Below are 12,387 nucleotides of genomic sequence, written 5' to 3'. Positions count from 1 at the left end.
GCGCGGCTTATTCGCCGCGTTCCTCGGCCTCGGCGGCGCGCTTGGCGAGGAGCCAGGCAGCGGCTTCGGCTTCCTGCGCGGCTTCGTGCGCGGCCTTCGAGGCGGCTTCGCGTTCGGCGCGCAGTTCCTCGATCAGGGCCTGGCGGTCGTCGACCAGGCGTTCGTCCTGGGCACCGTCATCCTCGATACCGGCCTTCTTCGCGGCCTTGGCGACGATCGCGTCGAGCTCGCGCTGCGAGCACAGGCCCAGCGTCACCGGGTCCTTGGGGGTGATGTTGGCGATGTTCCAGTGCGAACGGTCGCGGATCGCGGCGATCGTGTTGCGGGTCGTGCCGATCAGCTTGCCGACTTGCGCGTCCGAGACCTCGGGGTGGTTGCGCAGGATCCAGGCGATGCCGTCGGGCTTGTCCTGGCGCTTGGAAACCGGCGTGTAGCGCGGGCCCTTGGTGCGGCTCACGGTCACCGGCGCGCGGTGCATGCGCAGGCGGTAGTCCGGGTTGCCCTCGCCTTTTTCGATCTCGTCCATCGTCAGCTCGCCCGCGCGCACGGGGTCGCGGCCGGTGTACTTGGCCGAGGTGAGGTCATCGGCCATCGCCTGGACCTCAAGCATGTGCAGACCGCAGAAATCGGCAATCTGTTCAAACGAGAGCGCCGTGTTGTCGACCAGCCACGAGGCGGTCGCGTGCGGCATCAGCGGAGTGGGCTGGCTCATGTCTCTATCTCCGGCGGAAACAATAAGGGCCGCCCCTTCGCGGAGCGGCCGTACCGCCCCGACTTAGGAGAACTTTGCGCCTTGGGCAAGGACTAGAGCCCGATTCCGCGCATTTTCGCCGCAATCGGGGGCGGATTTCGGGTCGAGGCTCCGTGCTTGTGCCTATCCGGGGAGGCTCAGCCGCCCAGGCGTTCGCGCACGTTGCGGGTATCCTTCCAGCCTTCGAGTCGCGCCGCAAGGTCCTCGTCGCCCTCGGGAAGCACGATCTCGAGGCGGATCAACTGGTCGCCGCGCGTGCCGTCCTTGCGGGTCATGCCCTTGCCCTTGAGGCGCAGCGTCTTGCCCGAACTGGCGCCGGCGGGAACCGTCAGCATGACCGCGCCCGAAGCGGTGGGCGCGCGCACCTTGGCGCCGTTGACCGCCTCGTCGAGGGTGATCGGCAGGTCGACGCGCAAGTCGTCGCCGTCGCGCTCGAAATAGGGATGGCGCTGGATCGCGATGGTGATGATGGCATCGCCCGCGCCGCCAAGTCCCGCTTCGCCCTTGCCGGTCAGGCGCATCTGCGTGCCGTCCTCGACGCCCTTGGGCAGCTTGAGATCGATCGTCTTGCCATCGGACAGGGTGATGCGCTGGTTGGCGAGCTCGGCCGCGTCGGTCAGCGAGACCGAGAGGCGGTAGCTGACGTTGGCGCCGCGCGGCGCGGCACGGGTGCGACCGCCACCCATCCCGCCCATGCCCCCAGGGCCGCCGCGCTGGCCGCCGCCGCCGAAGATGCCGCCGAACAGGTCCTCGAGGTCAATGCCGTCGTTTCCGCCGAAGCCACCGAAACCGCCGGCGCCGCCCATGCCCCCGCGCTGGCCGCCACCACCGAAGCCACCCGCCCCGAAGGGCATGGTAGGGTTTCCCTCGGCATCGATCTCGCCCCGGTCGAACTGCGCGCGCTTCTCCTTGTCGGAGAGCAGGTCGTAGGCGCGGGTCACTTCGGAGAAGCGCTCGGCCGCCTTCGGGTTGTCCTTGTTCCGGTCGGGGTGGAGCTCTTTGGCGAGCTTGCGATAGGCGGACTTGATGTCCTTCTCGCTTGCGCCGCGTGCGATGCCCAGGGTCGTGTAAGGATCTGTTGCCATAATGCCACTTAGCTAGGTTGCGCGGATCGTTCCGGCAAGTTCTTCACTCGGTTGCGGAACAACTTTTCGCAACAGTGTCTCCCTATAGACGCCGTGCGGGCTTTTCGAGCGCGCGCGTGCAAGCTATTCGCCAAGGCGCGAAACCCGTGGGGGCACCCTTTGTTGCGGCCGATCAAGGCCGCGCCCCGTCGTCTGGGGCAGGGAGCCTGCGCGGGCGCGAATCCGGCCCGCCGGCCCCCGGGGCCGTGGCACACCAGGACAGGACCAGGACGATGGAATCCGAACAGACCCGCGAAGTCATCCCCGATGGTGATCCCCTTGCGCTGTTCACCGCGTGGTACGACGAGGCGCGCGGCACCGAACCCCACGATTCGAACGCGATGGCGCTGGCGACAGCGACGGCGGGGGGCATTCCCTCGGTGCGCATGGTGCTGCTCAAGGGCTACGGTCCCGAGGGCTTCGTGTTCTACACCAATGGCCACAGCCGCAAGGGCCACGAGATCGCTGAGAATCCGCATGTCGCGCTGCTGTTCCACTGGAAGAGCCTGCGCCGCCAGATCCGCATCGAGGGCGCGCTCGAGCCGGTGAGCGCCGAGGAGGCGGATGCCTACTTCCATTCGCGCCACCGCGATTCGCAGCTAAGCGCGGTCGCCTCGGACCAGTCCGCCCCGCTCGACAGCCGCGAAACCTTCCTCGCGCGCTACGAGGACGTGCGGGCGCGTTTCGAGGGCGGCGAGGTCGAACGGCCGGCGCATTGGGGCGGCTACCGCGTGGTCCCCGTCGCCCTGGAATTCTGGCAGGATCGGCCCTACCGCCTCCACGAGCGCCGCCGCTTCGTGCGCGAGGACGGGGGCGCCTGGTCCAGTTCGCTGCTCTATCCGTGAGGTCTTTCAAGCCATGAGCGATGGACGCAGCCAGGTCCGGGCGATGCTGACCAAGAGCGCGGCCGCGGCGAGCATCGCGGCCGCGCTGTTCCTGCTGGTGATCAAGATCTGGGCCGCGATCGCCTCGGATTCGACCGCCATGCTCGGCAGCCTCGCCGACACCACGCTCGATCTCGTTGCCAGTCTCGCGACGCTGCTGGGCGTGTGGATCGCGGCGCAGCCGGCTGACGACAAGCATCGCTTCGGGCACGGCAAGGCCGAGGCGATCACCGCGCTGTTCCAGATCGTGCTGATCGTCATCTCGGCGCTGGGCATCGGCGCGCGCGCGGTCGAGCGCCTGCTGGTCGGTGCCGAAGTCAAGGCGGCGGGCGAGGGTATCGGCGTCTCGATCGCAGCGATCGTGGTGACGCTGGCGCTGCTGGCCTGGCAACGCCACGTCATCCGCCGCACCGGCAGCCTCGCAATTCAGACCGACAACGTGCACTACCAGTCGGACCTGTTCCTCAATCTGGCGGTGATCGTTGCGCTCGTGCTCGAGACCTATGCCGGGCTGGCGGGGGCGGACGCGGTGTTCGGGCTCGGGATCGCGGGCTGGCTGGCCTATGGCGCCTGGGGCGCTTCGGACGAGGTGCTCGACCAGCTCATGGACCATGAGTGGCCCGAAGAAAAGAAGCAGCGCTTCCTCGAGGTCCTGGCGCGTTTTCCGGACATCAGCGGGGTGCACGACTTGCGCACGCGCACCTCGGGCGAGAAGGACTTTGTGCAGTTCCATATCTGGGTCGACCCGCGCATGACCGTGCGCGAGGCGCACCGGGTGATGGACGGCATCGAGCATCGCCTCGCGGCCGATTTCCCCGGCGTCGAAGTGCTGATCCACACCGATCCCGATGGCCTGGTCGACGAGATCGGCGATGCCGGGCGCGACGTCCTGCCGCCGATCCGGGTGAATCTCGAGGAGGGGAGGGGGCGCTAAGAGGCCGGGATCGCTTCCCTCCCGTCCTCGCGCCGGGCCCGACCATTCTGGGAGCCCGAGGGCGATGGCCCTCGGAAATCCTATTCTTCCATCTTGAAGCCCGAGTTCTCAGCCGCCCGGGAACAGCGCCAGCAAACGGCCGATGCGCTCGTGCGCCTCGCGGGCCTGGACGGCGTTGCTTCGGCCCAGGCGCACCACCGTCAGGAGCTGGTCGGGCGAGCTGACCACGAACTGGCCATATTCCCCCAGGCACGCGAACGTGTCGGCGGGGGCCTGTCCGGGCCAGAGCCGCGCCTCGTCGCCCGCGGGCGCCCCGTTCAGCCAGATGCCCGCGCCATAGGCGGGGTTGCGCGGGCTGGGCTCGCGCATGAAGCCGATCCAGCGCCGGGGCAGGACCTGCGCGCCCGCGACCGAGCCGCGATGGCGCAGGAATTCGGCGAGCTTGGCCCAATCGCGCGCGGTCGCGTGAATCATTCCGGCGCCGATCATCGTGCCGGCGCGGTCGAAGCCGACGCGGGTCGAGGTCATGCCGATCGGGGTCAGCACGCGGTTCTGCAGATAGCCCATGACCGCCGCGCGGCGGGTATTGGCATCGCCGTCAGGGGCGAGCACGCGCGCGGCGAGGTCGGAGAGGATGATGGCGTTCGCGCCCGATTCGGAGAAGACCTGCCCCGCCGGCGCCTCGAGCGGCTGCGCTTCGGCGTATGCGGCCATGTCGTCGCGCCCGTCGAGATAGAGCAGGCGCATGGCGTCGGACTGCTGGTTGACGCTGCCCTCGTTGCCGGGACGGCGCTCGACGTGGCGCAGGCCCGAGCGCATCTGCAGGAGCTGCTTGAGCGTGACTTCGCCGCGCGGGTCGCCGGGGCGGCGCCATTCGGGAACCGGCGCGGAATCGTCGAGCCGCAGGCGTCCGTCGCTCACCAGCTGGCCGATCATCAGGGTGGTCAGGCATTGGCCCGCGCTCCAGCCTGGCAGTCGCGTCTTCGCGTCGATGCCCGGGGCATAGCGCTCGGCGATCACCGAGCCGCGCTTCATGATCACCAGCGCCTGCGTCGCCCCGACCGTGCTGGCGTTGAACAGCCCGTCGATGGCGCGCCCGAGTTCGGCATGCGGCGCACCGCCGTCGGACGTGATCGCGGCTTCGGCCTCGGTGCTTGGGGGTGGCGGTCCGTCGGGCGCACTTTCTCCACAGGCCCATAGGCTTGGCAGGGCTAGGAGCGGCAGGATAAGGCGAAGGCGACGCACCGGCATGACGCACGGTGTAGTGTGCGAGAAGATCGGGAATGGCAACACCGCCCAAATTTGCAGCAGGGGACAAGCTTCGCGCAGGCTGGCGCGAACTCGTCGGGGCGCTTGGTCGCGTGCGGCGGGGACCTTCGGCGTCGCGCCGTGGACCGGCCCCGGCCTACCCCGTGCGCCAGCCTTCGCGCTGGCTGCGCAATCTGGTGCTGGTGGGGCTGGTCGTGGGCGGCAGCGTGCTGGCCTGGCAGTGGTCGAGCCTGCGCGAGCGCACGCTGATCGGCTCGGCTTATGCCGCGCGGATCGGCTGCGTGTGCCACTTCGTCTCGCAGCGCGACCTCAAGAGCTGTGAGGGCGACCTCGCGATCGCCCCGCTCAGCGGGGTGGCGGGCATGGTGTGGCTCGACGCCGACGATGCCGAACGGTCGGTCTCGGCGGGCCTGCCGCTGCTTGGCAGCCAGACCGCGCACTACGATCGCGACTACGGTTGCCGTCTCGAGCCCTGGAAGGACTGAGGTTCAGAGCGGGGTGGCCGGTGACGTTTCCTCGATCCAGCCTCCGCCGACGACGCGTTCGCCGGCGTAGAGCACCGCCGCCTGGCCCGGCGCCACGCCGTATTCGGGCTGGGCGAAGCGGATCACCGTCTGCGCACCCTCGCCAAGGGGCCCTTCGAGCGTCACCGGCACGGGCCTGGCGAGCGAGCGGACCTTGGCGGTGAGCGCGACGCCGTCGGGCAGGGGCCCGATACGGTTGGTCTCGATGATGCGCGCCGAGGCGACGCCGAGGAGATGGCGCGGGCCGACGAGGACGCGCGCCGAGGGGGCATCGATCCCGACCACGTAGAGCGGTTCGGGTTGCCCGCCGATCTCGAGCCCCCGGCGCTGGCCCACGGTGTAGTGGATCACGCCCTTGTGCGCGCCGAGCACCTCGCCGCTCTGCGCGTGGACGATCTCGCCCGGAGCCACGCCCTCGGGCCGTACCGAACGCACGATCTTGGCGTAGTCGCCGTCGGGTACGAAGCAGATGTCCTGACTGTCGGGCTTGTCGGCAACGCGCAGGCCCGCGGCTTCCGCGAGGCGGCGGGTCTCGGTCTTGGGCAGGCCGCCCAGGGGGAAGCGCAGGAAGTCGAGCTGGGCCTCGGTGGTGCCGTAAAGGAAATAGCTCTGGTCGCGCGCGGGGTCGGCGGCGCGGTGCAGTTCGGCTCCGGCCGGCCCCTCGACGCGGCGCACGTAATGCCCGGTGGCCAGGCAGTCGGCGCCGAGGTCGCGCGCCATCTGCAGGAGATCGGTGAACTTGGGCCCCATGTTGCAGCGGATGCAGGGGATCGGGGTGCGGCCGGCGAGGTAGTCGTCGGCGAAGCGGTCGACCACTTCCTCGCGAAAGGCGCTCTCGTGGTCGAAGACGTAGTGCGCGATGCCCAGGCGATCGGCGACCGCGCGCGCGTCGCGGATGTCGTCGCCCGCGCAGCACGCGCCCTTGCGACCGGTCGCCGCGCCGTAGTCGTAGAGCTGGAGGGTGATGCCGATGGTTTCGGCGCCGCTTGCGGCGGCAAGGGCCGCGACCACCGAACTGTCGACGCCGCCGGACATGGCAACGACGATGCGCCGCGCGGAAAGGGGCGCGGGCAACTGGAAGAGCGCGGCCGGATCGAGGCCGTTGAACAGGTTTGCATCTGCGGACATGGCGCTGCTCATACAGCGCCTCGTCGCGGATTCCTACCCGACCGACGCAAGTGGGCGCCAACACGGCATTTCCGGCGCGCGCCTTAAGTTTTCATTGACCATGACGGGCCTAGACTGGCGGCATGAGCCCATACCCGATGATCCCCTCGACGCAGGCCGCCGGTGCGATGGCCTTGCGTCCTACGCCCCGGGCGACGTTAACCTCGCCAGGCTTGCGGCCCGGGCCGAGACGGCGGCGGGGTGGACTTTGTCCGTCGTGCGGGCCGATTAAAAATCTGCAAGATACTAATATTCCAGACTCTTCCTGGTTAGCGCGAGCGGTCAAAAGCATGGCGGTAAATCCTTACCGTGAATCCCTAATCTCCGTTAACCGTACTGCTTCAAGCAATGGCAAGTCGGGGCAGGCCAATAAGGACGCACCGTCGGCTCCAGCAAAACCGGCGGGCGAGGGCTAAGATGATCGAAAACCAGAAAATCCGACCCGCGCAGGTAATCGGGCCTCTTGGCGAGCCACTGACCCTGGAGTCTTTGCCGCCGCCCAATACCACGCGCTGGGTCGTGCGCCGCAAGGCGGAGGTCGTGGCGGCCGTGAATGGCGGGCTGCTGACCATCGACGAAGTTTGCGAGCGTTACCAGCTCACGCTGGAGGAATTTGCCTCCTGGCAGCGGGCGGTCGATCGTTCGGGCATGCAGGGGCTGCGCGTGACGCGGATTCAGCATTACCGCGACCTCTACGAGCGTCAGCAGAAGTACTGATCGCCTCACGGCATTCCCCGTTGATCCGAAAGCGGCGGCAGACTTCGTGTCTGCCGCCGCTTTCTCTTTGCCCTGCGACCGTTTTCTCCGCAGGTCCTTTGCTCGCCCGACCTTCGACAGGCCGCCCAAGTCGTTGGTCGATCCAAGTCGCCCCCGAGGCGAGAGCGCGTTGCCACCCGTTCTCCCCCCGTATATGTGATGAATCGGGATTATAGGCCGTGATCCGGGCCGTGCGTATACGTAGTCGTTGCGTGCGGATACGACAGGGAGCCCGGCAACAGGTGCCGGAATTTGGCGGTCAGTGCGGTGACGGGATGAATTACTCAAGTAAACTGGACAAGGATCATGCCGAGCCTGCGGGCGAGGTCGGGGTCGTGACGCACGATGCCGACGATGCGTTCGAGCCATCGGCGGCGCGGGGCTCGTGGCGGCTGATCGGCATCGGCATCGCCGCGGCCTTCGCGCTCCTCGTCGCGATCTGGCTTTACCTGCACCTGGGCCAGAGTGCCGAGGATGCGGACGCGGCCGCCGAGCAGGTTCCGGTCGTCACCGTGGTGCGCCCCGGGCGCTCGACCGTCGTAGGTACGATCACCGCCACCGGCACGCTTGCGGCGCGCCGGGGCATGCCCGTCGGGTCGGTCGGCGAGGGCGGCGAAGTGCGCGCCGTGCTGGTCGAGCCGGGCGACTGGGTCAAGGCCGGGCAGACGCTCGCGGTGGTCGATCGCTCGGTCCAGGTCCAGCAACAGGCGAGCCAGGCCGCGCAGATCCGCGCTGCGCAAGCCGATGCGCGCCTTGCCCAGTCCAACCTCGATCGTGCGCTCCAGCTCGTCGATCGCGGCTTCATCTCCAAGGCCGACGTCGACCGCCTGACCGCGACGCGCGACGCCGCACTCGCCAATGTCGAGATCGCGCGCGCCTCGCTGCGCCAGCTCCAGGCCCAGGCCGCGCGCCTCAACATCGTCGCGCCCGCGGCGGGGCTTGTGCTCGAACGCAACGTCGAGCCCGGACAGGTCGTCGGCGGCGGCTCGAGCGTGCTGTTCCGTCTTGCCAAGGACGGCCAGATGGAACTGCTCGCCAATCTCGGCGAGGACGATCTGGCGCGTGTGTCAGTGGGGGCCCGCGCCGAAGTTACGCCGGTGGGATCGGACCGCGCCTTCTCGGGCGAGGTCTGGCAGGTCGCGCCTGTCATCGACCCTTCCTCGCGCCAGGGCACGGCGCGCATCGCGCTGGCCTATGACCCGGCCTTGCGCCCTGGCGGCTTCGCCAGCGCGACTCTCAACAGCGGTACGCTGGTGGCCCCGATGCTGCCCGAATCCGCGATCCAGAGCGACGACAAGGGCAGCTACGTCTACGTCGTGGGCAAGGATGACCGGGTCATGCGGCGCTCGGTCAAGACCGGCATCGTCACCGCGCGCGGCATCGTCATCAGCCAGGGGCTGGCGGGCGACGAACGCGTCGTCCTGCGCGCCGGCGGCTTTCTCAACCCGCAGGACAAGGTCAAGCCGCAGCTGGCCGGAACCGACGGGTGAGCGGGGCGCGCGACTGACATGAATTTCCGCAATATCTCCGCCTGGTCGATCCGCAACCCGATCATCCCGATCGTGCTGTTCATCGGCTTGATGATCGCCGGCCTGGTCTCGTTCAACCGCATGAACGTGAACAACATGCCTGACGTCGATTTCCCGGGCGTGGTGGTGCGCATCAGCCAGCCCGGCGCCGCGCCGACCGAGATCGAGACGCAGATCACCCAGATCGTGGAAGGCTCGGTCCGCTCGATTAACGGCGTCGAGGAGATCGAATCGACCGCTTCGGAAGGCAGTTCGGTGACCTTCGTGCGCTTCGCGATCGGCACCGACGCCGACGTCGCCACGAACCAGGTCAAGAACGCCGTCGACCAGACGCGTGGCCAGTTGCCCGAGGGCATCCTCGAGCCGCAGATCACCAAGGTCGAGGCGGGCGGCGACAGCACGCTGGCGGTCTTTGCGGTCCACGCCGACGACATGACGATCGAGCAGCTCAGCTGGTTCATCGACGACACCATCTCGAAGAACCTGCTTTCGGTGGAAGGCCTCGCCTCGGTCGAGCGCAATGGCGGCGTCGATCGCGAGATTCGCGTCGTCGTCGATCCCGACCGCATGATCGCGCTTGGCGCGACCGCGCGCGACATCAACACCGTGCTGCGCCAGGTCAACACCGATGCGGCCGGCGGATCGGCGGAAATCGCGGGATCGCGCCAGTCGGTACGCGTGCTGGGCAACGCCGACACCGCCTATGATCTCTCGCAGACCCGCATCAACCTGGGCAACGGGCGCCAGATCAAGCTTTCCGACGTCGCCAAGGTCTACGACGGCTATTCCGAGCGCACCCGCATGGCCAAGCTGCACGGCCGCGAGGTCGTGACCTTCAGTTTCGCGCGCGCGATCGGGGCCTCGGACGTCGCGGTCTACGATGCGGCGATGAAGAAGCTCGATGCGATCCGCAAGGACAACCCCTCGATCCATTTCACCCGGCTCTTCTCGCAAGTCGACTACACCCGCGAGCAGTACACCAGCTCGATGGAGATGCTGGTCGAGGGCGCGGTGCTGGCGATCGTGATCGTCTATCTGTTCCTGCGCGACTGGCGCGCGACCTTCATCGCGGCCATCGCGATCCCGCTCTCGGCGATCCCGACCTTCTGGTTCATGGATCTCATGGGCTTCACGCTCAACTTCCTCTCGCTGCTTGCGCTGAGCCTGGTAGCGGGGGTGCTGGTCGACGACGCGATCGTGGAGATCGAGAACATCGTGCGCCACATGCGCATGGGCAAGAGCGCCTACCAGGCCTCGATCGATGCCGCCGATGAGATCGGCCTGGCGGTCGTCGCCACCACCTTCTCGATCGTCGCGGTGTTCTTCCCGGTCGGCATGATGCCCGGCATTTCGGGCCAGTTCTTCAAGGCCTTCGGGTTGACGGTGGTGGTCGCGGTGCTGATCAGTCTTGCCGTCGCGCGCATGATCACGCCGATGGTTGCGGCCTATTTCCTCAAGTCGCACGGCCATGCCGAACACGGCGGCGGGCGCGCCATGGACCTTTACGTGCGGCTGCTCGCCTGGACGCTCGACAGCCGCGTGGCGCACCGCCTCAAGGCCGAGCTGGTGCGCCCGACGCGCGGAGGATGGTGGTCGGTACCCGCGATCGCGCTCATCCTGGTGGTGGTCGCGATCGGGATCGGCGTGGCGGTGGCCGTCTTCAAGCTGCTTGCGGCGGGCCTTGCTGCTCTGGGCATGAGCGACAGCGTGCAGGTGGTCGTGCCCGCACTGATCGCGCCCTTCGCGGTGCCGCTCGCGATCTTCGTGGTCGGCGCGATCTTCCGCGCGGTATGGGGGTTGACGGGGACTTTTGGCGACTGGTACCGCTACTGGAGCGACCGGTTCCGGGCGCGCACGCGCGACCATCGCTTCTACGCCTTCCTGGTGGGGGTCTATGCGCTGGTGGTCACTTTCGCGCTGCTGATCGGCTTGCCGCAGCAATTCCAGCCCGCCAGCAACAGCGACACGAGCCGCGTCAACATCGAGATGGTGCCCGGCACCACCATCGAGCAGACCGAGGCCGTGGCCGATGAGGTGACCCGCATCATCGAGGCGCAACCGGAAGTCTCGCTGGTCATGGCCGCCTCGCGCGAAGCCCTGGGAACGCTCTACATCACGCTCAAGCCCGCCGACGAGCGCAAGGCGACCAGCATCGAGTTCGAGCGCCGGCTCGCACCCCAGCTTCAGGCGATTCCCGACGCGCGCGTCTCCTTTGCCTCGCAGACGGGGGGCTTCGGCAGTGGGCGCGACATCTCGGTCATGCTCTCGGGCAGCGATTCCGAACTGCTCAACCAGACCGCGCAGACGCTGGCGAACCAGATGCGCACGATCCCGGGCGTCGTCGCCCCGCGCATCGCGGCCGACCTGCAGCGCCCCGAACTCGTCATCGTGCCGCGTCTCGACCTTGCCGCGCAGCTTGGCGTGACCACCGCCGCGCTCAGCCAGACGATCCGTATCGCGACGCTCGGCGAGATCGACCAGAATGCGGCCAAGTTCTCGCTTTCGGACCGCCAGGTGCCGATCCGGGTCGTGCTCGGACGCAATTCGCGCCGCGATTTCTCGACGATCGAGAACCTGCCCGTGACGACCAGTTCGGGTGGTTCGGTGCCGCTCAAGCGGGTCGCCGAAATCCGCTTCGGCGCGGGCCCCACCCAGATCGCGCGCTACAACCAGTCGCGCCGGGTCTTCGTCGGTGCCGACCTCGGCCCCGGCCAGGTCAAGGGCACGATCATGGAGCAGATCCAGAAGCTGCCGATCATGAAGAACCTGCCGATGGGCGTCTCGAACGCGCCGGTCGGCGAGGACCAGTGGCAGGCCGAGATGGTCACCAACTTCATCATCGCGGTGATCAGCGGGATCTTCCTCGTCTTCGCCGTGCTGGTGCTGCTCTACAAGCGCTTCGTCTCGCCGCTGGTGAACATGGCCTCGCTGCTGCTTGCCCCGCTTGGCGGCCTCCTGGCGCTGGCGATCAAGGGCGATCCGGTCTCGATGCCGGTGTTCATCGGCATTCTCATGCTGCTGGGCATCGTCGCCAAGAACTCGATCCTCCTGATCGACTTCGCCATCGAGGAGATGCACCGCGGCGTCGACAAGGTCACCGCCATTATCGATGCCGGGCACAAGCGCGCGCAGCCGATCGTGATGACCACCGTCGCGATGACCGCCGGCATGGTGCCCACCGCGCTCTCGGTCTCGGGCGACGGCGCGTTTCGCGCGCCGATGGGCCTGGTGGTGATCGGCGGTCTCGTTCTCTCCACGCTGCTGACACTGGTAATTGTGCCCGCAGCCTTTAGCCTTGCCGATGGTTTCGAGAAGCGGATCGGGCCCAAGCTGCGCACGACGCTGCTGACGTTCGAGCCGCATCACGCCGAGGAGGCACGGGGCCGTTCGGTCGAGGGCGGGGCGCTTCCCGCCGAATAAGGGAAGGCGGGCAGGTTGCCGCACGAGGA

General features: G+C 68.0%; 10 protein-coding genes. 6 read left to right on the top strand and 4 right to left on the bottom strand.

All coding sequences use genetic code 11. The features are described from left to right. Nucleotides 1-7 precede the first annotated feature (7 nt). Nucleotides 8-712, bottom strand: coding sequence for a DUF1013 domain-containing protein (locus HT136_RS10550; RefSeq protein WP_214199724.1), 705 nt, complete (start codon nt 710-712; stop codon nt 8-10). Nucleotides 713-888: 176 nt separating this feature from the next. Further along, nucleotides 889-1,836: a DnaJ C-terminal domain-containing protein gene (locus HT136_RS10545; protein ID WP_214199723.1), complete on the bottom strand. Its 948-nt coding sequence runs from the start codon at nt 1,834-1,836 to the stop codon at nt 889-891. A 272-nt stretch (nt 1,837-2,108) separates the two neighbouring features. On the opposite strand from HT136_RS10545, the gene pdxH reads away from it, so the two are divergent. Both pdxH and HT136_RS10535 read left to right on the top strand, forming a co-directional pair. After that, nucleotides 2,109-2,720 carry a pyridoxamine 5'-phosphate oxidase gene (pdxH, locus tag HT136_RS10540; RefSeq protein ID WP_214199722.1) on the top strand — a complete coding sequence of 204 codons (612 nt, stop codon included), beginning with the start codon at nt 2,109-2,111 and terminating at the stop codon, nt 2,718-2,720. 13 nt (nt 2,721-2,733) lie between these two features. Further along, nucleotides 2,734-3,693 (top strand): cation diffusion facilitator family transporter, encoded by a 960-nt coding sequence (locus HT136_RS10535; RefSeq protein ID WP_214199721.1) that lies wholly within the window; start codon nt 2,734-2,736, stop codon nt 3,691-3,693. A 108-nt stretch (nt 3,694-3,801) separates the two neighbouring features. Here the strand turns inward: HT136_RS10535 and HT136_RS10530 are convergent, their stop codons facing one another. Beyond that, the gene (locus HT136_RS10530; protein ID WP_214199720.1) at nt 3,802-4,944 is read right to left on the bottom strand and encodes a serine hydrolase domain-containing protein; all 1,143 of its coding nucleotides are present in this window, start codon (nt 4,942-4,944) and stop codon (nt 3,802-3,804) included. Between the two features lie 32 nt (nt 4,945-4,976). Between HT136_RS10530 and HT136_RS10525 the strand changes: the two genes are divergently transcribed. Further along, nucleotides 4,977-5,447 carry a hypothetical protein gene (locus tag HT136_RS10525; protein WP_246543583.1) on the top strand — a complete coding sequence of 157 codons (471 nt, stop codon included), beginning with the start codon at nt 4,977-4,979 and terminating at the stop codon, nt 5,445-5,447. Between the two features lie 3 nt (nt 5,448-5,450). On the opposite strand, the gene mnmA is transcribed toward HT136_RS10525, so the two are convergent. Further along, nucleotides 5,451-6,614 (bottom strand): tRNA 2-thiouridine(34) synthase MnmA, encoded by a 1,164-nt coding sequence (mnmA, locus tag HT136_RS10520; protein WP_214199719.1) that lies wholly within the window; start codon nt 6,612-6,614, stop codon nt 5,451-5,453. Nucleotides 6,615-7,070: 456 nt separating this feature from the next. Between mnmA and sciP the strand changes: the two genes are divergently transcribed. The 3 genes from sciP to HT136_RS10505 all read left to right on the top strand — a co-directional run bounded on the left by sciP (nt 7,071) and on the right by HT136_RS10505 (nt 12,358). Further along, on the top strand, nt 7,071-7,370 hold the full coding sequence (sciP, locus tag HT136_RS10515) for a CtrA inhibitor SciP (protein WP_214199718.1): 300 nt from the start codon (nt 7,071-7,073) through the stop codon (nt 7,368-7,370). A 314-nt stretch (nt 7,371-7,684) separates the two neighbouring features. Continuing rightward, the gene (locus HT136_RS10510; protein ID WP_214199717.1) at nt 7,685-8,899 is read left to right on the top strand and encodes an efflux RND transporter periplasmic adaptor subunit; all 1,215 of its coding nucleotides are present in this window, start codon (nt 7,685-7,687) and stop codon (nt 8,897-8,899) included. An 18-nt stretch (nt 8,900-8,917) separates the two neighbouring features. Then, nucleotides 8,918-12,358 (top strand): efflux RND transporter permease subunit, encoded by a 3,441-nt coding sequence (locus HT136_RS10505; RefSeq protein WP_214199716.1) that lies wholly within the window; start codon nt 8,918-8,920, stop codon nt 12,356-12,358. The last annotated feature ends 29 nt before the right edge of the window (nt 12,359-12,387 follow it).

The organism is Novosphingobium profundi, assembly GCF_018491765.1.
GTDB lineage: Bacteria > Pseudomonadota > Alphaproteobacteria > Sphingomonadales > Sphingomonadaceae > Novosphingobium > Novosphingobium profundi.
This window is presented reverse-complemented; position numbering and strand designations above follow the sequence as displayed.